This is a genomic window from Flavobacterium sp. KH_035, assembly GCF_057839565.1.
In genome coordinates this window covers 3,349,749-3,376,580 of sequence record NZ_CM174492.1, presented here as the reverse complement: position 1 = coordinate 3,376,580, position 26,832 = coordinate 3,349,749, and the positions used below count along the sequence as shown (strand labels likewise).

At 32.4% G+C, this 26,832-nt stretch carries 22 protein-coding genes; 19 read left to right on the top strand and 3 right to left on the bottom strand.

All coding sequences use genetic code 11. The features are described 5' to 3' along the window. Positions 1–12 precede the first annotated feature (12 nt). The 18 genes from AC3IS6_RS13895 to AC3IS6_RS13810 all read left to right on the top strand — a co-directional run bounded on the left by AC3IS6_RS13895 (position 13) and on the right by AC3IS6_RS13810 (position 23,150). On the top strand, positions 13–4,884 hold the full coding sequence (locus AC3IS6_RS13895; protein WP_489160174.1) for a T9SS type A sorting domain-containing protein: 4,872 nt from the start codon (positions 13–15) through the stop codon (positions 4,882–4,884). Between the two features lie 90 nt (positions 4,885–4,974). Beyond that, positions 4,975–7,425, top strand: coding sequence for a hypothetical protein (locus tag AC3IS6_RS13890; protein WP_489160172.1), 2,451 nt, complete (start codon positions 4,975–4,977; stop codon positions 7,423–7,425). Positions 7,426–7,457: 32 nt separating this feature from the next. Continuing rightward, complete coding sequence (locus tag AC3IS6_RS13885) at positions 7,458–13,970, top strand: fibronectin type III domain-containing protein (RefSeq protein ID WP_489160170.1); 6,513 nt, start codon at positions 7,458–7,460, stop codon at positions 13,968–13,970. Positions 13,971–13,972: 2 nt separating this feature from the next. Beyond that, entirely contained in the window at positions 13,973–14,668 is a 696-nt protein-coding gene (locus tag AC3IS6_RS13880; protein WP_489160168.1) for a hypothetical protein, read from the top strand. After that, a complete protein-coding gene (locus AC3IS6_RS13875; RefSeq protein WP_489160166.1) occupies positions 14,669–15,535 on the top strand; it encodes an ADP-ribosyltransferase domain-containing protein in 867 nt (288 codons plus the stop codon). Positions 15,536–15,537: 2 nt separating this feature from the next. Continuing rightward, complete coding sequence (locus AC3IS6_RS13870) at positions 15,538–16,065, top strand: hypothetical protein (protein ID WP_489160165.1); 528 nt, start codon at positions 15,538–15,540, stop codon at positions 16,063–16,065. Positions 16,066–16,145: 80 nt separating this feature from the next. Next, entirely contained in the window at positions 16,146–16,601 is a 456-nt protein-coding gene (locus tag AC3IS6_RS13865; protein ID WP_489160164.1) for a hypothetical protein, read from the top strand. Between the two features lie 424 nt (positions 16,602–17,025). Further along, positions 17,026–17,859 carry a deaminase domain-containing protein gene (locus AC3IS6_RS13860; protein ID WP_489160162.1) on the top strand — a complete coding sequence of 278 codons (834 nt, stop codon included), beginning with the start codon at positions 17,026–17,028 and terminating at the stop codon, positions 17,857–17,859. Positions 17,860–17,866: 7 nt separating this feature from the next. Next, on the top strand, positions 17,867–18,277 hold the full coding sequence (locus tag AC3IS6_RS13855) for a hypothetical protein (RefSeq protein WP_489160161.1): 411 nt from the start codon (positions 17,867–17,869) through the stop codon (positions 18,275–18,277). Positions 18,278–18,313: 36 nt separating this feature from the next. Then, a complete protein-coding gene (locus AC3IS6_RS13850; protein ID WP_489160160.1) occupies positions 18,314–18,469 on the top strand; it encodes a hypothetical protein in 156 nt (51 codons plus the stop codon). Then, entirely contained in the window at positions 18,470–19,057 is a 588-nt protein-coding gene (locus tag AC3IS6_RS13845) for an SUKH-3 domain-containing protein (protein ID WP_489160158.1), read from the top strand. An 88-nt stretch (positions 19,058–19,145) separates the two neighbouring features. Beyond that, entirely contained in the window at positions 19,146–19,400 is a 255-nt protein-coding gene (locus AC3IS6_RS13840) for a hypothetical protein (RefSeq protein WP_489160157.1), read from the top strand. A 113-nt stretch (positions 19,401–19,513) separates the two neighbouring features. Then, positions 19,514–19,765, top strand: coding sequence for a hypothetical protein (locus tag AC3IS6_RS13835; RefSeq protein ID WP_173968509.1), 252 nt, complete (start codon positions 19,514–19,516; stop codon positions 19,763–19,765). Positions 19,766–20,176: 411 nt separating this feature from the next. Further along, positions 20,177–20,557: a hypothetical protein gene (locus tag AC3IS6_RS13830; protein ID WP_489160155.1), complete on the top strand. Its 381-nt coding sequence runs from the start codon at positions 20,177–20,179 to the stop codon at positions 20,555–20,557. A gap of 9 nt (positions 20,558–20,566) precedes the next feature. Continuing rightward, positions 20,567–21,037, top strand: a complete 471-nt coding sequence (locus tag AC3IS6_RS13825; protein WP_489160153.1) for a hypothetical protein — start codon at positions 20,567–20,569, stop codon at positions 21,035–21,037. 86 nt (positions 21,038–21,123) lie between these two features. Further along, a complete protein-coding gene (locus AC3IS6_RS13820; protein WP_489160152.1) occupies positions 21,124–21,783 on the top strand; it encodes a hypothetical protein in 660 nt (219 codons plus the stop codon). 179 nt (positions 21,784–21,962) lie between these two features. Beyond that, on the top strand, positions 21,963–22,391 hold the full coding sequence (locus tag AC3IS6_RS13815) for an SMI1/KNR4 family protein (protein ID WP_489160151.1): 429 nt from the start codon (positions 21,963–21,965) through the stop codon (positions 22,389–22,391). Positions 22,392–22,571: 180 nt separating this feature from the next. Then, a complete protein-coding gene (locus AC3IS6_RS13810; RefSeq protein WP_489160149.1) occupies positions 22,572–23,150 on the top strand; it encodes an SUKH-3 domain-containing protein in 579 nt (192 codons plus the stop codon). A gap of 99 nt (positions 23,151–23,249) precedes the next feature. Here the strand turns inward: AC3IS6_RS13810 and AC3IS6_RS13805 are convergent, their stop codons facing one another. Beyond that, positions 23,250–23,990 carry a hypothetical protein gene (locus tag AC3IS6_RS13805; RefSeq protein ID WP_489160147.1) on the bottom strand — a complete coding sequence of 247 codons (741 nt, stop codon included), beginning with the start codon at positions 23,988–23,990 and terminating at the stop codon, positions 23,250–23,252. 171 nt (positions 23,991–24,161) lie between these two features. Here AC3IS6_RS13805 and AC3IS6_RS13800 point away from each other — a divergent pair, with 171 nt between their 5' ends. Continuing rightward, positions 24,162–24,359, top strand: coding sequence for a hypothetical protein (locus tag AC3IS6_RS13800; protein ID WP_489160146.1), 198 nt, complete (start codon positions 24,162–24,164; stop codon positions 24,357–24,359). Between the two features lie 141 nt (positions 24,360–24,500). Here AC3IS6_RS13800 and AC3IS6_RS13795 read toward each other — a convergent pair whose 3' ends face one another. Continuing rightward, positions 24,501–25,403 carry a LamG domain-containing protein gene (locus AC3IS6_RS13795; protein WP_489160144.1) on the bottom strand — a complete coding sequence of 301 codons (903 nt, stop codon included), beginning with the start codon at positions 25,401–25,403 and terminating at the stop codon, positions 24,501–24,503. Positions 25,404–25,784: 381 nt separating this feature from the next. Beyond that, entirely contained in the window at positions 25,785–26,825 is a 1,041-nt protein-coding gene (gene capA, locus AC3IS6_RS13790) for a cysteate synthase (RefSeq protein WP_173966701.1), read from the bottom strand. Positions 26,826–26,832 lie beyond the last annotated feature (7 nt).

Genomic DNA, 26,832 nt, shown 5'->3' with positions numbered 1-26,832 from the left:
AAGCCTATAATTATGAAAAAAATCTACACATTACTACTTATAACTTTATTGGGATATTCGCAGATAAATGCACAATCAACCAAAACAGTTACTATAGTAACACCAAAACCAATTACAATTACTGGTACTCCTAGTTACACAAATGCAACAGAAAATGGTAAAGCCGATGGTTCCCTCTCTATTATGTTTGAAGGCGGTACAGGAGACTATGAATATTTATGGACCAAAGAGGGGCAACCTTATATCCCGGCTTCCTGGGTTTCTCTGCCAGCGGGAAATTATGTTCTGTATGCAAAAGATAGAAACAAAGTCTGCAGAAGTGCTGATTTTCCTTTTACAATATATCAACCTGAAAAATTAATCGTTAGTACTCCAAAACCAACTAACATACCATGTCCCGGAGGAACAGGTAGTCTGACAACATCTGCTGTTGGAGGCTATCCTTACAGCGCAACACCAATAAACAGAACTTACTATTATACCTGGCACCATTGCGAGGAAGACGGAACTGTTATCGGTAAAGTTTCGGGACCAGATATAAACTCCAGTATCACGGGACAAACGAAAGGTTATTATAAAGTTGTTGTCACTGATAGTAACGGAAATACAGCTACCGGACCTGTAGTATTACTAGAACCTAATCCTCAAATACAATCTACTGTAACTTTTAAAAAAGACGTTAGCTGTTTTGGCGGTGATGACGGAAAAATTACTATAAGTTTAGCAGGGGGAAGCGGTACGCTTACCGTACTTTGGAATGACGGTGGTACAGGTACAAACAGAACGGGTTTAAAAGCAGGTACTTATTGGTATACTGTAACAGATGCTAACTCCTGTAAATTTACCAATAATATAATAACTGAGATTACTCAGCCGCCAACAGCGTTAGGCATCTCAAAAACAATAGAAAAAACACAACCTACATCTCCAACAGCAGCCGACGGTACCATTACAATAACAACAACGGGAGGAACTACTCCGTACACCTATGTATGGACAAAAAATGGTCAGCCATTTAGTGCCAATACTAATCCTGGCACAGGACTTACCACCGGTTTAGAAAATGGCAGCTACCAGATTAAAGTAGTAGATAAAAATGGCTGTAATGCCAATACCAATATAATAGAATTAAAAGCCCTGTCAATAGCCCAAATTAACAAAACAAACATTGATTGTAAAAGTAGTGCAACCGGTAGTATAACTATAGAAGCAAGCGGAGGAACCGGTACTTATTTCTACCGTTGGATTAAAATAGAAAATGGTATCGAAACCGAAATTTCCGGACAAACTAATTCGACTATAGCGAATCTTGTTACGGGTAACTACAGAGTTGGAGTTAAGGACGATAAAAAAGAAATTTTCAAGGATTTTTATCTTTCTGAGCCACAAGATGCGCTTTCAGTAAACCATACTTCTACAGATGTAAGTTGTAACGGAGGCAATAACGGGACAATTGCATTAGATATAAAAGGAGGAACAGGTCCATACAAAGCTATTTTTAAAGATATTAATGATGCCTCTAAAATAATAGATACAACAAAATTAATAGCAGGAACCTATTCTTATATCGTTACGGACAAAAATAACTGTACTTATAATAGTCCCGCTAACATTGAAATCACTCAAAATGCTCCTGTTACCGTAACAAGTGTAGTAAAAACGCAACCTACTATAAATACAGCAAATGATGGTCAAATAATTGTGAATGCAGATGGGGGAACAAAAACATATACTTATTCCTTAAAGAAAGATGGTGTCAGTACAGGTATAACCTATACAACAAATACAATCATTGGATTGGGAGATGGAGTATATGAAATAATAGCAAAGGATAGTAACGACTGTACTTCTGCTTCTGAAACCTTTACACTTAAAGCATTGGTTATAGCCTTTGTAAATAAAATCGACGTAACTTGTAATGGAGCAAATACCGGTAGTATACAAGTGGTTACAAGTGGTGGAACTCCTAAAGACTTAAACCAATACAATTACAAATGGTATTACAAACGAAAAGTAGCAGATCAATATACTTTGTTAGTTGAAACAACATCGGACAAAATCGAGAGTTTATATGCTGGTTTTTACAAAGTAATAGTAACGGACAATGTAAATATTTCAAGAGAACTTGTTATTGCAGAATTGACGGAAAGACCTGCTATAACCTGCACTTTTACTCAAACAAATGTAAATTGCTTTAGTGGCAGCGATGCGACCATTACCTTAAATATTCAGGGAGGAACCGGAGATTATCATGTTTTATGGAATGATGGTGTTACTACAAAAGACCGTGCAGAGATTCCTGTCGGAGACTATTCTTTCACAATTATAGACGATAATGGTTGTTCTTATTCAACAGCACCTGCAATTGTTAAAATCACTGAGCCTCTAAAACCATTAACCATAGCTTCTTTTGAAAAAGCTGATGCAAGCGGCTATCTGTTAAAAAATGGTCATATTGATGTTTCGGCAGCAGAAGGAACATTTCCATATACCTATCAATGGTATCAAGGAACCGGAACTGCTAAAATAATAATGACAGGAAAAACAAACCGTCTATTAGATGGTATTGGTTTAGGTACGTATAGCATTATAGTTACAGATAAAAATAAGTGTACAACAGAGGCATCTTACATCATTAATCAACCTGATGAACTTTTAATCACTTCCATTACAGAAACCCAGTCTATAAAATGTTTTACTAATAAACAAGCCATACTAAAAGCTACCATCTCTGGAGGAGCTCCTATTGGAATTCCTGATACCGATAAAGAATATCTTTATAAATGGTATAATGTGTTAACTCCAAATATAGTAGCTTCTACAACAAATTCTTCCGAGACATTACGTGCCGGAGATTATATTTTAGAAGTTTCAGACGGATTTGGAAACAGCTATACTTCGAATCCTGTGACTGTAACTGAGCCAAAACTTTTAAAAATTAATTATACTCAAAAAAATGTTTCCTGTTATGGCGGTAACGATGCCGAGATTGCAATAAATATTACCGGAGGTGTTGGTCCATATAAGATCGTGTGGAGTACTGGAAAAAATGCAGACCAAAATACAATTAAGGATCTCTTAGCATCAACCTACAATGTTACTGTTACGGATGCTAATTTATGTACAGATTATCAGGAAATAACAATTACAGAACCTCAGGCAATGAGAATACAAGTTTTAAAAACACCTCCATCTGCTTTAGGTCAAAATGATGCAAGTATTAAAGTTACTGTCGTTGGAGGTACTCCAAATTACAATTTCGAGTGGTTTGATAAAGATGGAAACTCCATTTATATTGATAACGACAAAGAATCCAACAGTATTAATAATATCTACGTAGGACAATACTTTATTACCATTATTGATGCAAATGGCTGTAAAATTGACAAAAGAGATTTAGATAAGGTTGATCCTCTTTCTATTAAATTAACCCAGATTAATATTGTAAAATGTCATGGAGATGCAACAGCCAGTGTCAAAGCAATTACCTCAGGAGGGCTTCCGGGTTATTATTACAAATGGTATGATGTAAATAATCCTGCCTTGATCATTAGCGAAAATGAGACTTTGATGAATGCTAAAGCAGGTACTTACTATGTTATTGCAACGGATTCTTTTGGCAAATCAATAAAAAGTGAAACGATTACAATCACGGAACCTACTACTCTTGACAATTCTCTTTCCTCTGAATATACCCGTTGCGGTGATGGAAACGATTGGACTATTACATCAGCGGCATCACAAGGTACGGCTCCATACTCTTATTTATGGAATACAGGTGTCAGAACTCCAAATTTAGTAAATGTTCCTCCCGGGAATTATTCTTTATTGGTAACTGATAACAATGGCTGTACCATCACGAAAACAATTACACTAGTTGCTCCACCACATTTGGCAGCAACCCATAAAATCAAAATCCCAACCTGTTATGCCGGTTCTGATGCTACAATTACTGTAACTCCTATAAACGGTATTACTCCTTACAGCTACTTATGGAATACAGGAGAAAAATCGAATGTATTGAGTAATGCCCCGGCAGGAGATTATACTGTGGCCATCACAGACATGAAAGGCTGTATCATCAACCATACTTACACCATCGTTAATCCTCCAAAAGACATTATCAATATTGGAGAAGACGTAACCTTATGTTTTGATCAGACCTTAACCATCAATGCTACAATTGACGACGATAAAGCGACATATTCCTGGACATCTGATAAAGGTTTCAAGAGCAACAAAGCTATGGTTACCGTTTCTGAACCTGCAAATTATACCGTTGTGGTCACCAACAAATTGGGTTGTGAAGCTAGCGATACTATCAAAATATCAAGTCAAAACACCGCAATTAGTGCCGAATTTGCAGTATCAAGTCAGGTATTCAAAAACGAGAAATTCATCATCGTTGACATTAGTAATCCTGACGCCGACGAAATCGAATGGGTAATCCCTGCCAACGCAACGGAGATCTCTAAAAATAAAGATTTTGCCGAAATCAGTTTTAGTCAGGCCGGAGAATATGATATTACACTGAACACCAAAAAAGGAAATTGTACTGCTTTTCAAACCAAGCAGGTCTTAGTAACTGAAGGAGAGTATGAAGAAAACAATCCGGGCGATGAAACTTTGAAAAAATTTGATCTGAAAATCTATCCAAACCCGTCAAAAGGAATATTTACCGTTGATGTACTGCTTGATAAAGTCATGCCTGCACACGTTAAAGTTTATAATTTGAATAACAATTTGCTAATAGATTCAAAAACTCAGGAGGGCAAAGACAACTACCTGTTCAACTTTAGTCTTAACGGACTTCCTTCAGGAGTATATTTTGTGTTATTCGAGTCACAACAAGGAAGTAAACTGAGAAAAATTATTATCCAGTAAACTTTAATCTATCCGGCAAGTAAAAATTATAAATTTCAAATATTAATGGAAATCAAGAAAGAATACTCTTGATTTCCATACCCATAAAGAATGATTTTAAAGAAAATAATTTTAATTACACTACTGCTTTTTACAGCTGCCATTGGTTTTTCGCAAAACTTTAATGTACAGGAACTGGGCAAAGCCAAGCTAATAAATGTCAGTGGTGGTGCATCTGCCAATACCGTATTCTATTCCGGTAATGCTACAAGAGAACCCTTTAGTTACTTTTTGAACGGAAACATCAATTTCAACATTGCGAACCTATATAACATTCCGTTTTCCTTTTCCTATACCAATCAAAAATTCGGGTACAACAAACCCGTTTTAATGAATCGTTTGAGCATACATCCCTCTTATAAATGGATTACAGCCCATATTGGAGACGTAAGTATGACCTTCTCTCCTTATACCTTAAGCGGTCATCAGTTTACCGGTTTTGGAGTCGATCTGACTCCACAGGGGAAATTTAAAATCAGCGCCATGTACGGACGACTGTTAAAAAGCAACGAATATGATTCTGCCTATCCGGATATCCTGCCTGCCTACAAAAGATTTGGGTATGGTTTTAAAACAGCTTATTCTTTAGAGAAAATAAACCTGGGACTTACTTTGTTTAAAGCAAGAGATCAGATCAATTCTTTAAACAATCCTGTGCCTTTTGAACTGGATGTTACACCAAAAGAAAATGCTGCCATTAGTTTTGAAACCAATTTTAAACTTTTTCAGAAGCTACAAGTCTCTACCGAATACGCCAACAGCAGTATTACAGAAGATTTGAGAGCTGCGCAAAGTGGAAAAGCAAAAGGAGTTTCCTCTTTTTTATTGGGCAGAAATAGTACAACCACAAGTTACAGTGCCTTCAAAGGACAGTTGGCTTACCCGGCAGGAAAAGGTACTTTAGGATTAGGTTACGAACGAATTGACCCAAACTATAGAACCTTTGGGGGATACTATTTTAACAACGACTTAGAAAACATAACCGTTAATGCCACACAAAATCTGTTCAAAGACAAAGTGTCGCTTGCCCTAAATTTAGGTCTTCAGAAAGACAATTTAGAAAAACAGAAAGAAAGCCAGATGAAACGTTTGGTAACCTCTGCCAATGTCGATTTGAGACCCAATCAAAAATTAAACCTGAACCTGAACTACTCTAACTTTCAATCGTTCACCAACAGCCGTAATCAGTTTGACTACATCAATCAGGTTTCAAATTACGAGTATTTAGACACTTTGAACTTTAGGCAAGTCAACCAAAATTTAGGTCTGACGGTAAACTATTTACTAAGAAATGAAAAACAAATAAAGAAAGCCGTAAGCGCCAATTTCTCGATGCAGGATGCCGTAAATCAGCAACAAGGAAAAGCAGTTGCAGGTGGAGCTTCCACCTATTACAACTCCGCCCTTACCTATTCTCTTGGTTATCCGCAAAAAGATTTAAGCTTCAATGGTTCCCTAAACAATACTTATGGACAAACGGATAGCGGAAAGAATTTTATTATCGGACCAACCGTCGGAGCTTCCAAATTGTTTTTGGAGAAAAAACTGAATGCCACTGCTTCGACCAGTTACAACACCAGTTACAATAATGGCGAAAAGCAAAACGACATCTTCAATTTCAGATTGAACGGATCTTACATTTATCTTGAAAAACACAATTTCAATATGAGTGTCATTACCCTATTCAATAAAACGGGCACGGGTAGAAATAACGATCTGACGGCTACCCTTTCGTATACGTACTCTTTCGACAAAATCAAAATGCGTCCGAAAAGAGAGCCAAGAACCGAGGAAGACATGAATCTTACTTCTATTCTGAAAATAAACCTCAACGGAAAGGCTTTAGAAGGAACGCGTGATCAGATTACAGCCCAGTTAAAAGAAATGCAATTGGCACTAAACCCATTACCGGAAAAAGAAAGCACAAATTTAGAGCATTTACTCACACAGGCTACCCTTGCATCAGACGACAAACAGTTTAAAGAGAAAGCTTTAGATTATCTGGAAACGTATAATACAGAAGCCGAAAACGTAAAAAAATACAATAACTACCTTTTGGAAGCAGCCAAAAAACTGGAAACAGAGATGAAAAACAAAGACGAAAGTCTTGAAAACACTTATGTTGCAGCAATAGGAAGAGTAAACAGCCATAAACTGCATGGTGTGAATGAAGCAGAGATCACCGATAAAACAGCTTACAAATCGTATCTCAAACTGGTGGAAAGAAGCAACAACAACCGCGATCAATTAACACGTCACCGATGGATGCTAAAAGAAATTTCGACATTAGCTAAACTGCCTGCTGCCGAAATACAGCAAAACCCAATTGCAGTTGTTTTTAGCACAGAGCAGGTTGAAGAAGTTTTTAAAGCAATAAAAGACAAAAAACTTGACCCTGAAATAATCGCTGCTATCGAAGTCAAAATGATTCCGTTTTATCACGAAATCGCTCTTAAAAATGCAAAACCTGATGAAATCGATCTTAACCATATTCAAAAATAAAGGATTCAATACGAATACTAACCTGACAAAAAATGGATAAACCTCAATTACCCAAAATGCTGAAAAAACTGTACCTATTCCTGTTGCTGCTTTGTTCCCTGACGGGATTCGAAGGCTATACACAGACCTTTCCTATTTCGGTCAATACTCAAATTACACAGCCCTCGCCTATTTATCTGAGTAAATATGCTGATGCGACTACCATAAACAGTCCCATAAAAATTCAATTGGTACTTAACGATTTGACCATCTCAAACCGTCAGGTTCGATTAAAAATATACTTTCAGGGCAACGGAGTTTCGTTCAGTAACAACGATTTTGTTGTAGGAGCAAAACCACTTTACCTCGAAGGAGGGTTTCCATTGCAATTAACCAATGTTGATCTGGCTCCCTATTTTCAATACCAGAACTTGTTGGGATTAAATCCAAATCAATATGCACAACCTTTACCAGAAGGAATTAGTAACTTTTATGTAGAGGTATATGATTTTGCTACAGGAAAAAAACTGTCCAGAAAAACGGGTACAACTACTGTTATTTTTCAAAATGAACCGCCCTTCCTAAACCTGCCTTTAAACAATGCTTCGATCATGCAGCAAAACATTCAGAACATTGTTTTTAGCTGGACACCGCGAAGCATCAATGTTAGTAATGTAGAATACGAATTTTCATTAGTCGAAATCTGGGACAATTATACTCCGGTGCAAAATGCCTTTGCCTATTCACCGCCGTTGTATACCACCACAACCAAAATGACAACCCTGCAATACGGTATGAGTGAACCTCAACTGATTCCCGGTAAAAAATATGCGTGGCGCATCAAAGCGAAAGCCATTTTAGGAGCCGAAGAAATTGGAGTATTTAAAAACAACGGTTATACCGAAATCTTTGCTTTTACCTACGAAGTATTCTGTACCTCTCCCCTTGCCGTTAAAACGGAAAGCATTGGTCAGGATCAGGCCAAAATAAGCTGGAGCGGTAACATTGACAACTTTGACTATCGGGTAAACTATCGTGAGAAAAATTCCGGTTCGCAATGGTACAAAGCTGTCACACCAAGAGAAAATATTACACTTAACAACTTAAAACCCAACACCACCTACGAATATACTGTAGGAGCATCATGTGATGTGGGCAAATACATTAACAGTTCAATATTCGAATTCACTACTATTGCCAGAGACGAAATTGTATTTCAGGGCTGCGGTATCAAACCGGATCCGAGAGATCTCGCGAACCAAACCCCACTTCTCGAACTTTTCCCAAATGATGTCATTACAGCGGGAGATTTCCCTATAGTCGTTTTAAAAGCCATAGGAAGTAACGGTAACTTCTCCGGAGAAGGTTATGTAACCCTGCCCTTTTTAGAGAAATTCAGAAAACTTATTGATGCTGCTGATGCCTTAGGTGCAAAAGATGAAAACGGAGCTTCAAAAGGAAACTTTAGCGAAAATACCCGAATCAGAATAACCTTTAACAACATTGGTGTTAATAGCGATTTTAAATTAATCTCAGGAGAAATTATTGCGGCTTACGATCCTACCTGGAGCGGTATCTCTGATTTAGATGGTGTCATCAATGACGCCTTTGGTGACGCCGGGAATGTTGTCAATCAGGACGTCTTGTTTCCTATAAAATCCGTAGTAAAAAATCCTGATGGAAGCATTACAATAACAGGTCCGGATGATGTTAAAGTTAACTTACCAAAAACAGTAAACGACATCATAATTACGGATAAAGACGGTAAACAATATGCCGTTCCTGCTAATGCTCCTGCCGGTAATATCGAAAAAACAGGACAACTTGCTCCGGGAGGAATTCCAAATTCTAAAAATACAAACGGAATGGGATCTGGTGGAAGTGTGACTGAAATTTCGTCTCCAGATGTAGATGTAATTTTCTCTAAAGGAAATGGATTTTATGCTTTTGATAATGCTCCTGCAGCAGCAAACGGAAGTTTAGGTAAAACTTATGAAACAATCCCTCAAAAAAGCGGTGGTACCTATAATGTAAATTTGAAAGCTATTTCAAACAGTCCTAATAAAACTGATATTGTAATCGCAACCGCTAATTTCAAAAACGGAAAAACCAAAAAAGACATTGTTTTTAAAACTCAAAATGGTACTGCTATTGACAGTACTCAGATTGTTTGGAACGACAATGTTGCCACTTTAACCCTAAAAAAGACTTTAGATTTTGCTAAAGAAACAGTCATTGCAACGGTTAAACCTGCTATATCAAAAGACCCGAAAGAAACTACCGGGAAATATGATATCGCCGGAGCGATAGATTTGTGGCATCTGACCAATAAAAAAGTAAATGTAACACTGGTTAGCGTTAACAATGCGTCAATACCGAGCAATGTAACCGGACAGCTAAATACAATTTACGAACCTGCCGGAATAACATTTGATGTTAATACCTTAAATGTAACCTTAGACAACAGTTGGGGCGAGAGCATCGAAACCAGCGATAGTGACTTGCTAAACACTTATACACCGGACCAACAGCAAATCACCAATAATCTAAAAGTAAAATTAGGTGCCGATTATAAAAAAGATACCTATTACATAATTTATACCGGAGCTCCTTCCGACAAATCAAATATCCTTGGCTTTATGCCACTGAAGCGACAATATGGTTTTATTTTTAACAAAACCAATACAGTTCGTACATTGGCGCACGAATTAGGTCATGGTGTCTTTGGATTGAAGCATCCATTTACAGAGTATAACACGGTAACAACCACAGATCTTTTAATGGATTACGGTACAGGAGTACTTTTAAGCCACAATGACTGGAAGGTACTTCATGCTCCCGGGTTACAATTGTATCCATTTATTCAGGGGGATAATGATGGGGAAAACCGTGACGCCAATGAACTTGACTTATTAGGAAACATATTTAAGGTAACTGAAAATGAAGAAGCTAGTGGTAATAAATTAGTTGGAAAAGTTTCTCAAAATAGACCTTATCTGATAACTGGATTTAATGTTTACCAAAATGATACTAAAAAGCTATTGGCTTCATTCGATGGTAAAGTAGTTGGTAATGAAGTTATTTATGAATTAACATATAAAGACACTGACTATAACCGCATTAGTAATTTAGGCGATACAATGCCATATCCCGTTACTTTAAACACTAGCGGAAAAGCTGTAATTAAAATTTCTAATGATAAATGTACCTATAGCTATAAAAATATACTTAACTGGACGAAACCTAAAAATGCTACTACTGATATTGTAATCGGGGAGATTAAAAAAATCTTAGCGAAAGACAACACATTTATTACAGTTCCAATGTATGCTCCAGATCCTACTTGTAGTGTAATAAACTCTATCGCTGACTTAATAACTAACGATAAAAATAAATGTCAACCTAATATTATTACAGAAGATAATAAGAAGTTAAAATCTTTATTTGATAAAAAAACATTCACCAATACAGAATTAGTTAACTTAATAGTTAAAGAACACGTTTGTATTGCTGCATTAAGAGAAGTTGGCTGGGAGAATTTAAAGAAAGCGTTTACACAATTAAGTTTATCAAGTGAAATAAAAAATGATCAGGAAATTGCTCTATTAAGAGTAATGGCAGCGGTAGATTCTGGTAATCTGACCAATTTTTATGACTTAATTTCTCTAAATAATCACGAAATAATTGTCAACCTAAACAAGAACTTAAATGACCATTCTATAAATCCTTACGATACTAAAAATTATACTTCTTTCTATCAAGGTTTAATGGCAATGTTTTCTGTTAATAATACTAACATTGAAACATTAATTCCGTCAAACAAAACGGAATCATATAAGTTTATCAAGAATTTAGTTCCTGAAGCTGTTACAGGATTTGATGAAAGTTACTATTATCAATATGTAACAAACCACACTGTAGCTGATAAATTTAAAATGATTCCGGTTTTTTGGAATAGTATTTCCTATAACAAAAGAATGGCTTTGATACAAGATGCCATGAGTAATAATTCAGCTTTTGATAAATCTGAAGAAATACTTTTAAATCTTTTTATTCATGAAAAAGATGCTCAGAAAATCACTTCAGAATTAGGCAACAATAGCTATAAATTATTGTGGGACATCTACAAAGTTATAGATGGAAAAGAACGAAAATATTTCGTTCAGGACATTCTTTATAAAACATTGATTTATAAAAAGATTGGTAATAATTATGCTAATGATTTAGCTCTGGAAGTTAGAAATAAATACAACACAACTTCACCTTTAACCGGAGTAAGGACTGAACCTTATTTTATGTTTTATGATAAAGGAATCTTTAATGTTGTTTCAAATGATGGGGCTGTATTAGAATATAATTTAATTGTTACCAGATCAATGGCTGACAACAGTAAAATTCAGTTTAATTGTAGTCTTCAGGTAATCAATTCTAAAAATCAAAAAGATCCCGTACAACATCTTTTTAGTCTGTATCCATACGAATATGTAGTTTTAGAGATCCCTAAAGATTTTAAAGTAGATGGCAGGGATTTTAAAAAAGGACTATTTGCAGTTCCAGCAATTTATGCATATTGGATTTCCAACGCAGTAGAAGATCATAATGATGCTATACTATTTAGATTAGTAGCTGACGGTGTTGCGATAGCACTAGCCCCTTTTACAAATGGTGGATCATTAATGGTATTAGAACTAGCAATGGTTTCAACTGATGTACTAATAACTGTTACGAACTACAATAATCCAGATGCAATAAGCCCTAAATACAATGCTTACTGGGATGCTATTTATGGCATATATAACTTACCAAAAGCTGTTGCCGGATTATCAGGTTTAGGAAAAGGAATTTTTCAATTTGCTGTTAAAGAAGGTAAACATATTCAGTCCGTAAGAATAATAAGAAGTAATATAAAGAATTTTGTTAGTGATTTTAAAGGATTAGATGAAACAGAAAGACTAGTCCATTTAAGTAAAATCGATAATTTACTAGAGACCTTATCTACAGGAATAAAAGGAGAAACTCTCAGCCCCGACGAAATTAGAGTTTCGAAAAAAATGTATGATATGATCTTTGAGGCAAGAATCAAATGTCAAAACATTGATCAAAGCCTTTCTTCAATTATTGATATAACTGTTGATAATTCTGGTTTATTTCTTAATAATGGTATTACAGCAAGTCAAAAAATTGCCGATGTTAGTATTTCTAAAAATATCACTAATTTAAGTAATATTACCTCTACCTCTTGGCAACCAGCTTCTGTAGTAGCTAAAGATGTAAAGTTAATCAGTACTTTTAATAAAATTTCATATGTAGATAAGACCGGGAAAACTGTTAATGGGGCATTAAATCTTGTAGAAGATCTTAATAAAAAAGGAACTTTTTATATTGTTCCTAAATTAGAATCTGTCACCTTAGCTTCAAGATTAGAATCCCCGTCATTACTAACACTAAAAAATGAAGTAAATGCCTTAGATACACCTTTAAAACTTAGATTTTTTGAAGATTTTGCTAATGCAAGTGATGATGTTTTAAAGGAGCTAGATGATATCGTTAGATTTAACAACGACTATTTAGCATTTAAAGAATTATGGAAAAATGCAAATACTAAAGATGTCAAAAGCTACTCAGACAATATTGACAAGTTTAAAAATTGGTGGTATCCAAATAAAGCAAAAGTTAATAACGAATTTTTTATCAATCAAAAAGCTTATGAACTATCACTAAATTCAGAATATTTAAAAAATTTACATTTAGAAAAAATACCAAGTAATGTAAGAGGTCAATACTGGAATTATTATAAGCAAAGCCAATGGGATAAACTTGAAGCTTTAGCAAAAGAACATAAAATAAACTTTGATGTTAAAAATAATGCATTATGGCCTCCTGCAAATGGTGGATATGGTCCTCTAGTGAAAAGAGCCCCAAATGAAAATGAAGTATTTGATAGATATGGAGGCTCTTTTGGAGATCTGCCAGATGGAACCCCAAATTTAGGTGGAGCCTACACAAGTCCAATGTTTAATGGAAAACCTTATGATTTTGATGGTAGGGCTTTAAATATGGAAAAAAACAAATACGATTTCTATTATAAAATAACGATTAAAGATCCATCAAAATTCGAAATTGAAACTAACAGAGCAATTCCATGGTTTGGAAAAGTTGGTAAAGCAGAACAATCCCGATTTATAATAAAAGATATAGATCCAGTATCTGGTTATCCAAAAACATGGTCACAATTAGCTAAAGAAGGATCTGTCGAAATACAAGTCATGGAATCTCCAAGCGGAAAATACTCAACTTGGGTTGGAAAAGGAAGAACAATATCTAAAACTATTACAGACAATGGAAGTTCTCTGAGTCAATTTAAGGAGTTAGGATTTACAGATGATATTGTTACTAAAATTGTTGCCAAAAATAAATCCTTAAATTTGTCAGAAACAGAAATAAAAACATTAATTCAGGATTTAAAAAACAACTCCACTTTAATGAAAACAGTTAATCAAAACCCTGAAAATGGTATTGAAGCCTGGAAGATATTTACGGATAATAAAAAACCCCTTTGCAACTAGATATGAAACAAATAAAGCAAATTGAACATCTAAGTTTGTTTAAAACTATAAATAAAAGAATTCAGCTAAAATATATGGGCTGGGAAGAACCTAATAGAGGTCAGGAACTTGTATATTACTCCGTATTCATTGATGGTATTGATAAAACTGAGGAATTATTTTTAACAAAAAACATTCAATGTGTATTAAATGAAAAAATTGAAATAGAACATCCAACAAAAACCTTCGCTTTTATTCCGTGTGTTGATCTTTATCTGCTTAATACTTTAGATTATACAAAAAAAAGTTTAAAAGTATACTTTAGAGAAAACGGAAACACAACTGTAGATAGCTTAGTAGGGAGCTTTTTTTATCCTGAAAAACACTTAGTAATTAATAAAAGGAGTTTGGTTTTAACAGATTTGTTAACCTTGGAAATAAAAAAAGTAAAATTTGAATACGATGTAGATATAGAGTGGGCCTATTTAATTAATTCGAGACAAATTCAAGTTATTCGGTCGTTTTCTAATTTATCATTTATATATGACTTAGACCAAGAAAAAATTACCGATAAAAAAAGTATAGTCGATGAGCTACTTTATCCAAATATTTTCAGATGGATTTATAGAGGACAAGATTATGATACAAATCAAGTAGAAATGGAACTACTTCAAAAAGTGAATAACGAGTTTACAAGTACTTACTTTAAAATAAACTAAATGAAAAATATAATAAAAAGATTCCTTCTTTATTTATTACTGTTATCAAGCCTAATCACAAATGCAGGGCCTGGAGATCCTTGTGCATTGGCTACTTTAGTAAGCGATTTATCAACTTCTGGCACTGAATTCAAAACTGTAGTCAAAGAATCTGATGGGTTTAATGCATGGTTAATTCTAAATAATGAAGCTCCTACTCTTAGAACTAATATAGAAGAGCTCAAATTAGTTTCTAAAAACTTAGAGGAGATCGATAAGGTTGGAGGATATTTGAAATGGAAGCCTCTAAGCGTTACAGTTGAAAAATTAGACAATTTACTTAAAAATACAAGTTTTAATGCTATTTATGAGCCTTTAAAAAATGGTTCACATATTCGAAAATATGCAAACTATAATATTTCAGTTGCAGAAGAAACTGCATATAAACTATTTATTCAGGACAATTATTATTCTAATTTTAATAAAGCGCTAAGTGGTGGAATTCCAATGACTGCAGAATATACCGAAATGAAAGATTTAATGATTTCTGCATACTCTAAGTTTCCAAAACAAATAGGAATAAATGTTTTTAGAGGTGCCGGTTCATCAGAATCTAATTTTGCAAAAACATTAGTAAAAGGTCAAAAGTTTAATTTTGAAGGACGTTTTACGTCGAGTTCATTAGATGATTATACCGCAGATATATTTAGGCGCGGTAATAAGGGAGATGTAATTTGGGAAATAGAATCTAAGACAGGAGTAGATTTAAAATTAATTAATGGATCTGAATCTGAAATATTATTTAAACCATTCGTTCAATTTGAAGTCGTGGATATAGTTCCTAGTACAACACCAAATATTTTTATTTACAAAATCAAAGAACTATAAATATGTGTAACTGGGAAGAAATAAAAAATGAATATATTTTATTAGCAGATGATACAAATAAACTTAAAAATGAATTTAAATTGTTAGATAAAAATTATTCATTAACCGCAGATGATATTGATGAAAATTGGAATAAGCTTACTAACAATGAAAAACAAATAAAACGTTTGTATTGGTCTAAAATGGAGAAAAAAACGCAGAACTATAACAACGGAGAATTTGAATATGAAGAAAGTGTTATTGATCTATACGAATCAATTATATCATGTTTTAATAAATTACATTCTAACAATGTAGAAAGTATCCATTCCGTTAGATTAAAAGCTCACTTATGTGTTCTTCAAAAAAACATTAATAGATATAAAGATCCTAGAAAATTAGATAATTTTAATTATGAGCAATTAAAATCAGTTATATATGATTGTCTAAATTCTAATTTAGAAAAATATTTTATTGAAGATATAAATATTTTATATTTAGAGAATAAGCTAGAAATCGTACATCGCATAAAAAATACTGAAAATCTTTAAATTTAGGAAGGAGTTAAGAAAATTTTTAAATGAATCTAAAATTATCAATATAGAAATTTAATATCTATAAAGGAGAAGAGTTGGGCAAATTTCCAGCATATGAAAACATAAAATATTTAAACGAATCAGAACGTCAGCTATATAAAGTAGCAGTAAAAGATGGAGAATTATTCGCTAATGGTAGTAAATTAGCTTCTTTGCCAACTAAACGTGTAATTTTTGTTATGGATGAGGGAGGTAATATTTATGCTGGTGTGCAAAAAATTGGAGAATTTCATCATAGTAGTTTTTTATCAGGTGCTGATGTTGTAACAGCAGGAGAATTTAAATTTATTGATAATATTCTTGAAATATCTCCAAGTAGTGGTCATTATACGCCTACCGCAGAATCATTAAAAGGGTTAATCGAAGAATTAATTTCTAGAGGAGTAAATATAAATAATCTTGAAATAAATAGAAATTACTATAATGGAAGTAAAAACTCTTCAAAAATATTTAGGGATGGCGGTTCATTTTATTTATTATCATCATCATAGATTGAATAATGAAAAAGTGTTTGAAGATGATTATTGGGAGCATCTATTAAAAATAGGAACATTGGAATATTGGGAAATGTTATATAAATGTCTTGACTTCGCTTTAACTCAAGATGATTACTGTTTATCAATAGTTGATTCACCATTTAAAGAGCGCTATTCTGAGGCTGATATTAAATTGTTTTTCGAGAAATTTCACGTTTATTTAAGAGTATGTTTACAAGTTTAATTTGATGGTCTTACTCCATGATAGTAAAAATACTTTTTCTAGAAATGAATTTACTTTATAATCCATACATTGGCGCGAATTATATAAAATTCAAATTATTAAATTCCCGAGATGATTCTTATTTTGGAAACACCACTTTAGCACCTAGAAAAAGTGAATAACGAGTTTACAAGTACTTACTTTAAAATAAACTAAATGAAAAATATAATAAAAAGATTCCTTCTTTATTTATTACTGTTATCAAGCCTAATCGCAAATGCAGGTCCTGGAGATCCTTGTGCATTGGCAACTTTAGTAAGTGATTTATCAACTTCTGGCACTGAATTCAAAACCGTAGTCAAAGAATCTGATGGGTTTAATGCATGGTTAATTCTAAATAATGAAGCTCCCTCTCTCAGAACTAATATAGAGGAGATCAAATTAGTTTCTAAAAATTTAGATGAGATTAATAATGCTGGCGGATATATAAAATGGAAAGATTTAAAAGATATTGAAAAGTTTCCAACTCCCTTAAACGAAGGTGAAAATATTTTTAGGGGATACGCTTCTGACTATTTAAAAGCAAAAACTCGATTTAAACAATTTCGAGAAAATACTATTTATGAATTACGAAAAAAATATTCAGGAAATGAATTACTAGAAGAAATTCAGAAGTTCGACAAACGAAATTTAGCTTATTTTGATGGTAAAATAGATAATCTATATATAACTTCAAGCGATGTTAAAATAAGTGGTAATAAATTTGATGGAGAGCCAATATTTGATTCATATAAAATTGACAAGCAAAGTAATATAAATACTGATACTGCATGGAGTAGAGAATTTGACACAGAGTATGTAGGATTAAGTGAGATAGCTCAAAAACTAGGAGGTAAAAAAGGAACTATTCTGTCTAAAGTAAAGGGTGAAATTACAATTGCTTCTGAATTACCATATTGTATTTCCTGCCAAGGAGTTATACAGGATTTTGCTAATATGTTCCCCAATGTGAAAATAAATTTGGTAGATGGAATTAAAAACATAAAATAATTTTAAAATGGAAAATATTGATTTTGACACTAATCCAATTTGTAATATAAGAGAAGAGAAATTCGATTGGGGAGAACCTTATAATATATACACTCCAATTTTCAAAACAGACATCGAAGGAAATCTATCACTTTTGGAATTTTCTATTGAATTATTTGGAAAAAACAATTTTAAAAAACAATTATTATTATTACACAATAAACTAGTTAATTATGAAGAGTTTAATTCTATTGAAAATTTAAATGAAGAAATTTCCAATAGAGAACATCTACTTGATTTAATAAATAAATATATAATTATTAATAATGAATGTATTACTCCTTGGGTCAAATATAGTTTATCTATAACAGAAACTGATTATATAAATTTATTAGAGGAAATGTTGAATTTGAAGTTAAACTATGTAAAAGAGATTTAACTTGAAAATTGCAATAAATAAAAAGACACTAAGTCAATGGCATTTGAAACAACAACTATAGCTAAGAAAACTGCTGAAAAAATAATTGCTGAAATTGGCGATGTTAAAATAGCTTGTGATAGTTGTAACCCATTTTTAGGATATTTTGGAATTGAAGAAATAAAAGTAAACATCAATATTAAATTTGAATAAATGAATTTACCCAATAAACAAAATGAATTAAAAGATATCCTAAAAAAATCGGGGTGGGAAGAAAATAGAAATATATCAAATCAAATAAAAAATACGACTTTATATAAATTGTATCCCCAAGTGATAAATGATTTTATTTCCTCTTTTGGAGGATTAAAAATAAGTAAAGATAACTTTGAAGAAATAAGTATTATTGGAATAGATTTTTTTAATCATTCAACATCTTTAGACAATTATGAAGAAAATATATTCGATCAATCTGAAAATATAGACACTGATAATGACGATGATGAATATTATTATTCAGCATTAATTGGAAGGCAAATTTATTTTGTAGCAAAATTGAAAGAAAATAATAAATTAATGATGGACCAAGACGGTAGATTTTATGTGCATACTTTTATTCCCGACTTTTTTTGGATTGCTAATAATCCTATGGAAGCATTTGAACAAATTTTGTTTGGATATAAGAATGCGACAATACTACATGAAGAAAGTTTAAAATGGATACCACCAAGTGGAAAAGAAATATCCTATCAACCTCCTCTAAATAATAAATTGACAAAAAACCCCTGGCTTACAGATTAAAACAAAAAATAGACGATTATGTAAAGTACTTTTAAAAATATCCAAATGTTAAAGGCCAGATAAAAATCAATTAAATTTATAATTATAAATGGAGCCAGATAAAAAGAAAATAAAAATATTTACCAACAATGAATATTTATTAAAAGGAATAATAATTGATTACAATTCAATAAATAAAACAGATTTCACCTTCGTCAAATATGTACATACTGAAGTAAATTTTGCCATTATTGAATTTGATAATACTAGTTTTAATCAAATCTTTGAGCTAGGAAGAATCCTTGGTGGCACGATAGAGGCAGTTGAGAAAAATATATCAAACCCTCCATCCACATTTATGTAATTTTTTTTAATAATGCTAGATCGAAGTTTATTCAATTTTTATTCTATCATTTGACTAAAAGGTTTTTCATAATCTCTAAAATAAAAAAATGTTGTTTAAAAAATATTATTAATATGGGACAAGAAAGAAAAAAACTAACCATAATTTGTAATTATGAAGATTTTCTAAAAGACTCCATTAATTGGTACAATTCTACTTACAAAACAGACTTTCTTTTTGTTGGATATGTAGATCACAAATTGAACCTGGTGGAGATTGAATTTGTAAATGCAGATGTAAATCAAATTTTTGACTTAGGAAGAATTTATGGTGGCACAGTAGAAGCATTTGACAAAAAAATATCAAACCAAAGATCAATTCTTTGATCTAGAGAGTATATTTTTAAAAGATCAAAAAGAAATAAACTAATTTTTAATTGTTCAATTTATGGTTAATTTATGGTTAATTAAAAGGTGACAAACTAAACAAATTAAGATAATAATAATCGTGTGTATTAAATCAAAAATCTTCAATACAGCAAGGATAATCGCTTAAGATACTGACACATCCCCACTTCCATATAAAGTCTAACTTGTCGGGAGCAGTTCAGAGACATTTGTACTGCATCTGCAATGAAAACTTTGAAAACGAGACTATCAAAGACTACTTCTCCTATAAACACCAAAAGCTCTGGATTTTCAGAGCTTTTTTAATAAACCCGTTATGGAAGATCTTGATTTTGCTTCAAAAGCAAGAGGTGAAGATTTTCAACAACGATCTTATGCAAATAAATTATTATGAATAAAATTTCAGTTATAAAAAAAATACAATTAGGAGAGAAAACATTTCCTATTGAAAATCCACACACTGAGTTACATTTTAATTTTTACTGTGGAAAAGGAGGAATAAAGCATCAAATAACACTTTCATTAGGAAACTCTAACTTGTTAAGTTCTTTGATAGAAAATGGACAGATAAATAATAAAGATCTCGCTCAGAATGATGTTGATAAATTGCAAAATTTAGAAGATCAGAAAAGATCATTTCCTTACAGATTCCAGATATATAATTCTCAAGAATGCAATAATAATTACATTATCATTTTTGATATATACGAATATCGTGGGTATTACAGTTGTACTGTATATGGGGTTTTACAAATAGAATTAAACTTTTAATTGACAATTATGAAAAGAATTAATAAACTTATATTAGCATTCCTTTTTGTTCTCTCTGCGATACAAGTATATCCACTTCCTAACGATATTGAATCTCCTGTAGTTACATTAGCAAATGATATATCTACTTCTAGTACTGAATTCAAAACCATAATTAATGAATCCAATGGTTTTAATGCCTGGTTAGTCCTCAATAAGGAAGCACCTACTCTTAAAACAAATATTGATGAACTAAATTTAGTTTCTAAGAATTTAGATGAAATAAGTCAAGCTGGTAGTTATTTAAATTGGAAAAAGAAAATAAGAGGAATAATAGATTGGACTGCATTTAAAAGTAAGTTAACGTCAAGATTATCTTCCGCAATAGAATCATCAACTTTAACCAAAATGGTTTCTCAAATGAAAAACGGAGGCGATGATGGGCTTCATTTAGCCTTAAGAATTGAAAAAAGGATTAAAAACCTTCTAATAATATTATAATTGATGAATTTCATCTAATTTCAAGAAGTGGCGAAAAAGTAAAAGTAGTTTATCATAATAATATTCAGTTTATTAATTTTTAAGTTATGAAATTTTATTTACCGAAAAAATTAAGAGGGAGTTGGCATTTTGACAGTAATAAATACGATTATGATTATGACATTTCTCCCTATCCAGAGATCAGATCAGATTTAAAAACTTTATTGACTATTCTCATCGAATCGAAACTATTAATTCCAAAATCATTGGAAGGTAAAAACGAGAAATTGGATTACAATAATGTAGAAGATCTGATCGCTTTAATAGAAAAAGATAACTATTTAGAAACTTGCTTTGAATTTGATATTAGCGGGGATACAGTTATATACACAGAAAATGGAGAAGAACTACATTCAAATATATTTCTTCTACAAAGCTTTCGGACATTTCAACAAAGTTTTGTATTATCAACAAACTCTGACATATGGTTGCCAATGTCTTTTGATGAAGAAAATTTTTCATATGCTTGGAATCTGGACCGATACAATTTAAATAATAATAATAGATTGTCATCACTTTTGAAAAAAATAAATGAAAGCTTAGATTGGGAAAACAAAAATCTATTGCAGAAAGAATTTAACGAGAGGGGAAGTTTACAAATAGGTTACAATATTTTTCTATCCAAAGAAGTATTAACAAGAGAATATAAAGAAAATCCAAATCTTGATTTTAATATAAATGAATATATAGCAAAAATAGAATTCTAAAATTGCATGACAATAGCATTTTGACAGACAAAATTATTAATTTAAACGATATCTCAAATCTAAACTAATCTTCCACTTCTAAATTATCCCTCTGTGGTAGAAACACTACTGGTATGCCCTACTCTGTTTCTATTTCATGATGGAAAGCATATTTCAGAATTACTACATATCCGCAAAAAATGAGAAAATTAAATCTATATCCAAGAATGGGCGACTCAAATATGAGACACATCGAAAATATTATTAGTGAAAACCTACCTGAATATTTTAAGGATTTTCTAAAACTAAACGGAGGATTGAGTCATTATGAAAGATATTTTGTAGATCAAGACAAAACAGTATGGGAAGTTAAAAATTATTTGAATTATTCTGATTTATTTAAACTTACTGATGAATTTCTTCAAAATTATAATCGTAAACTTGTTCCTTTTGCTCTAGATATGGGAGGATGGCATTTTTGTTTATGCCTGAATGAAGGTTCAGATTATGAAACCATATTAGTTAACCGCTGGACCGATTATCCTCCGGAAGAACAATTTTTAAAAATTGCAGATAATTTTGAAGATTTTGTGAATAGACTACAGACTGAAGAGGAAATAAAATTATAATGATTTATACAATTCTCTCGATGCTTTACTTAAAATTCAAATTATCAAAATCGGAAGGCTTTTGCTGTTTACTGAAATTGGGGATGTTAAACCAGCTTGTATAAGCTGTAATCCATTTTTAGATTACTTTGGAGTGGAAGAAATAAAAGTGAATATTAATATAAAAATTGAATAATTATTATGATTTATGATATAGAAGATTTTACAACCGTACTGATGAAGGCCGGATGGTATGAGGAGAGAAGTATAAAAAATAAAATTGAAAACACTATTGTGTATGAACTATTCCCAAAGAAGATTCAAGATTTTCTTTGTGAATTTGGTGAACTTACAATTCATGCTGAAAATAAAATAGAAACAATGACTATTGATATCGAATATTTAGATGATAAAAAAGCATTTGATTATCAATCTTCCAATATTTATAAATTCGATGATGAGATTGATTTAAGTGAAGATAGAAGTCTAAATTATTATTATTCAGCGCTGATTGGAATACAGTTGTATCCTGTGGCAGAATTAATTGAACAAAGTACAGTAATGATGGATGAACATGGTAATTTTTATATTATTGATTCTATACCACAACTTATTTGGGTTTCAAATAAAACTTCCGATGCCCTGGCTAAAATAATATTTGGTTTAAGAGATATTGCAATTTTCAATGAACATACTTTAGAATGGATGACCCAAGAAAGAAAAGAATTAGATATTATTCTTCCTAAAAATTCAATCTTAAAAAAAAACCCATGGGGTTGAATAAAATTAAAAAACTAATTCTTCTATAAACACAAAAAGCTCTGGAAACCCCAGAACTTTTTCTATTCAAAAAACAACAAATCAATCAATTCTCTTTAATCACTTTTTTTCTCTATAGTTAATCCCCAGTCCTCCGGCAATATACACCTTAATTAACTCCTCCGTATTGATCTTTATGTTTTGCTGCAAAACATTCTTTTTTACATTTTTTATATCAAAGGGGATCGTTTTAGATAAATAATAATCCCCGCTCGAGATTGTAATCCTGAGGGCTTCACTATTTTTAGAAACCATTGACGAAATAGAAAACTCACCCGTTTTTGGATTTATTTTCATAGCAGGTTCTACATCATTGATACTAAGCGTCAAATCCGGATAGGTTTTTCCATTTAAAGGTCTATTTGTCTTTGCATCCAGTAACTTTCCTTTAATGGTTATCAAAATTTCCTCTTCGGCAGTTTGATTAACAGCTATCTTCCCCATAATAGCATGATTGGGTACCGGTACATTTACTTCGGTTTGAACCAGTGTTTTCTCCTGTCCTGTAACATTTGATGCTAACAAAATTGAAGCTGCAACTGCCGCATACTTTAGCGTATTGCTTTTGGAAATTTCGTGGTGTGCGAACTCCTCTTCCAACTGCGTTATTTTCAATCGGGCACAAATATTCTGGTCTTTATTATTGGCAACAAATCGGGCTACTTCGGCATTTGTTTTTCTGCTTAAATCAATTACATTTTTGGCACAGGAATCACAAAACGAACCTTGTGAATTAGGAATCATATTGTCAAAATTTTCAGAACAAGGTTTGGCTATTTCTAAAGTGAATTTCTTTTTCATACTATACTCTTTTTAGTTAAAATCATCCAACAATGATTATACTTCTATAGAGTACATTTTGAATCAAAAGGTTGGGAAGAGTTTAAAAAAAATCGCTCTTTGTCTCCATATCGATTTCAAAAAATAAATTTTGATGCAAATTATCTGCTATATTTACAAAAAAATAAAACAATGAAAACATCAAAATACACCAAATATGCAGTAATACTTTTGGTTATTGTATTTGTAATTCTTAGTGTGATCAGCTGCACAGTTCATACGCACAGTACTGGTTCTGGCTCCGGAAAGATCCCGCCGGGGCAAGCCAAAAAAATGTCAGGAAGCAAAAGTGCCAAAGCTTATGCTCCGGGACAGCAAAAAAAGCAATAATAAAAAATCAAAAAGCCTTCTAAGTTAAACTTTGGAAGGCTCTCTCACTATTCAAAAAATTTATTGCTCTTAAGCAACATTGAAAAAATAAAAACTAACTGACTATTCTCTATTAACCAAAACCTTGTTCTTAATTTTAAACTATTTTTTTGAAGGCATATTGGTGATTTTCAACAAATAAGTTCCTTCAGGCAGATCATTAATATTGAACGTATTGTTGATTCCCAGAATTTTTTGTCCTTGCGAGAATATCTCAACATTTTTAGAAACTTTATTCGAATCCCCCATTGCCGGATTGGCAGTTGACACAACCTTGGTTCTTACCCCTGCATTTTTCACTGTTTTTGAAACAGCAGCAGTTTCAGTATTTGCTACAACAGGAGTAACTGCTTTTGAGCTCTCATAAGAAGCTTCTACCTGTTCGCTTGTCATGGCAACATTATAAATTTTTAAATCGTCTATATCAGCGTTAATACCCACAGTGGTATTTATTTCCCCTAATCTGAAAATATTTCCTTTGGTAGAGCGGCTAATTCCTTCAGCAGCTTTTAATAAAACACCGTTGCGGTATATCTTAGAAGTCTTTCCGTCATAAGTTATCGCATATTGATACCAAACGTCTTTGGCAAGTGAAACTGAAACAATCACATCATTAGAGGCTCCCCAGCCTGCTAAACTTAAATCAGAGTTAGACGAAGCCGTTCCTTGCTGCAACAATCCGCAATACTGCGCATTATAAGCTGTTCCGTAACCCCATATATAATTTGCCGATGCAATATCATTTAGTTTTACCCAGATACTGACAGATCTGGGACTATTACCCTGAGGAAGATTTTCCACAACAGCTTCCATAGCTTTATTAGTGAGACGTTGAGCACTTTTGTCCACTCCTGCCCTATCTGCAACAAAATTTGCAACTCCAACAAAAGAAGCTGTATTGTCGGTATTATTTAAAGTACTATTGAAGTTAAACTCTTGTGTTGGATTTTGAGCATTGACATTCAAATAACTAACAAACATCAAAGTGAGTAGTAGTTTTTTCATAATAGGTAGGTTTAGGGATTAAAAAACCACGGTGTCGTTCTAACACCTCTAAACTAAATTATTATGCATCTGGACAAAAATTTATTCGACAACGGACCAAAATAACCGTTAAATAACCAAAATTGATGATTTAAAGCTTCTAATTACATTTATTTATACTTTAATTTATTCTGTTAAAAACATAAACTTATCGCAAATAAATCATATAATTACCAAAAATAAACAAACAACTTACAACAAATGAAGAAATATTAACATCCTATGCAAACACTTATAAATTCACAAAAAACTAAAATTAGCCGTTTAAAACAAATTTCTGCATAAAAAAACTCCATCCGTAAAACGAATGGAGTTGCTATAGTAAGAAAGCAGTTTAATGTACTACTTTACAAATTCAATTTTCTGAACTTCTTCTTCATTGACACTGTCAAAGAAACCTTGTTCGTTCATCCAGTCATCACTAAATACTTTACTCATATAACGAGAACCGTGATCAGGGAAAATGGCAATGATGTTACTGTCTTTTGTAAACTCACCTTCTTCCGCGTATTGCTTAATAGCCTGCATTACCGCTCCTGAAGTGTATCCTACAAACAAACCTTCTTTTCTGGTGATTTCTCTTGCAGAGTGAGCACTTTCTTCATCTGTAACTTTCATGAACTTATCGATGATATCAAAATCGGTAGCCGAAGGAATTAAATTTTTACCTAAACCTTCAATACGGTACGGATAAATTTCTTTGTTATCAAATTCTTTTGTTTCGTGGTATTTTTTCAACACCGACCCAAAAGCATCAACACCTAAAATTCTGATATTTGGATTTTGTTCTTTTAAGAATTTTGCAGTTCCTGAGATTGTTCCTCCGGTTCCGCTACAGGCAATAAGATGTGTTATTTTCCCTTTTGTCTGTTCCCAGATTTCTGGTCCTGTAGAGTTATAATGTGCATCAATATTTAACTGATTAAAATACTGATTAATGTATACCGAACCTTTTGTTTCTTCATGCAAACGTTTCGCTACATTATAATAAGATCTCTCATCATCTGCTGAAACGTGAGCCGGGCAAACATAAACCTTCGCACCTAAACTTCTCAACATGTCAATTTTATCTTTCGATGATTTTGAACTTACTGCCAAAATACAATTATAACCTTTTATAATGCTTACCATTGCCAAACTAAAACCTGTGTTACCGGATGTCGTTTCGATAATGGTATCACCTGGTGATAGAATACCTCTTTTTTCAGCCTCTTCAATAATGTATAACGCTATTCTATCTTTTGAGGAATGTCCTGGATTAAAAGCTTCTACCTTTGCGTAGAAATTTCCTTCTAACTCTTCGGTGATTTTATTTAGCTTAATAAGCGGGGTATTACCTATTAATTCTAAAACATTATTATAAGCGTTTATTTCTTCTTTCATAAAAAAA

Bases quoted from the DNA above. Each gene is read 5' to 3' on its own strand.
- AC3IS6_RS13885 (WP_489160170.1), top strand. From the start codon at position 7,458: ATGGATAAACCTCAATTACCCAAAATGCTGAAAAAACTGTACCTATTC.
- AC3IS6_RS13850 (WP_489160160.1), top strand. From the start codon at position 18,314: ATGGCATTTGAAACAACAACTATAGCTAAGAAAACTGCTGAAAAAATA.
- AC3IS6_RS13830 (WP_489160155.1), top strand. From the start codon at position 20,177: ATGAATAAAATTTCAGTTATAAAAAAAATACAATTAGGAGAGAAAACA.
- AC3IS6_RS13890 (WP_489160172.1), top strand. From the start codon at position 4,975: ATGATTTTAAAGAAAATAATTTTAATTACACTACTGCTTTTTACAGCT.
- AC3IS6_RS13880 (WP_489160168.1), top strand. From the start codon at position 13,973: ATGAAACAAATAAAGCAAATTGAACATCTAAGTTTGTTTAAAACTATA.
- AC3IS6_RS13895 (WP_489160174.1), top strand. From the start codon at position 13: ATGAAAAAAATCTACACATTACTACTTATAACTTTATTGGGATATTCG.
- AC3IS6_RS13875 (WP_489160166.1), top strand. From the start codon at position 14,669: ATGAAAAATATAATAAAAAGATTCCTTCTTTATTTATTACTGTTATCA.
- AC3IS6_RS13835 (WP_173968509.1), top strand. From the start codon at position 19,514: ATGGGACAAGAAAGAAAAAAACTAACCATAATTTGTAATTATGAAGAT.
- AC3IS6_RS13810 (WP_489160149.1), top strand. From the start codon at position 22,572: ATGATTTATGATATAGAAGATTTTACAACCGTACTGATGAAGGCCGGA.
- AC3IS6_RS13825 (WP_489160153.1), top strand. From the start codon at position 20,567: ATGAAAAGAATTAATAAACTTATATTAGCATTCCTTTTTGTTCTCTCT.
- AC3IS6_RS13795 (WP_489160144.1), bottom strand. From the start codon at position 25,403: ATGAAAAAACTACTACTCACTTTGATGTTTGTTAGTTATTTGAATGTC.
- AC3IS6_RS13815 (WP_489160151.1), top strand. From the start codon at position 21,963: ATGAGAAAATTAAATCTATATCCAAGAATGGGCGACTCAAATATGAGA.
- AC3IS6_RS13870 (WP_489160165.1), top strand. From the start codon at position 15,538: ATGTGTAACTGGGAAGAAATAAAAAATGAATATATTTTATTAGCAGAT.
- capA (WP_173966701.1), bottom strand. From the start codon at position 26,825: ATGAAAGAAGAAATAAACGCTTATAATAATGTTTTAGAATTAATAGGT.
- AC3IS6_RS13840 (WP_489160157.1), top strand. From the start codon at position 19,146: ATGGAGCCAGATAAAAAGAAAATAAAAATATTTACCAACAATGAATAT.
- AC3IS6_RS13805 (WP_489160147.1), bottom strand. From the start codon at position 23,990: ATGAAAAAGAAATTCACTTTAGAAATAGCCAAACCTTGTTCTGAAAAT.
- AC3IS6_RS13855 (WP_489160161.1), top strand. From the start codon at position 17,867: ATGGAAAATATTGATTTTGACACTAATCCAATTTGTAATATAAGAGAA.
- AC3IS6_RS13800 (WP_489160146.1), top strand. From the start codon at position 24,162: ATGAAAACATCAAAATACACCAAATATGCAGTAATACTTTTGGTTATT.
- AC3IS6_RS13845 (WP_489160158.1), top strand. From the start codon at position 18,470: ATGAATTTACCCAATAAACAAAATGAATTAAAAGATATCCTAAAAAAA.
- AC3IS6_RS13820 (WP_489160152.1), top strand. From the start codon at position 21,124: ATGAAATTTTATTTACCGAAAAAATTAAGAGGGAGTTGGCATTTTGAC.
- AC3IS6_RS13860 (WP_489160162.1), top strand. From the start codon at position 17,026: ATGAAAAATATAATAAAAAGATTCCTTCTTTATTTATTACTGTTATCA.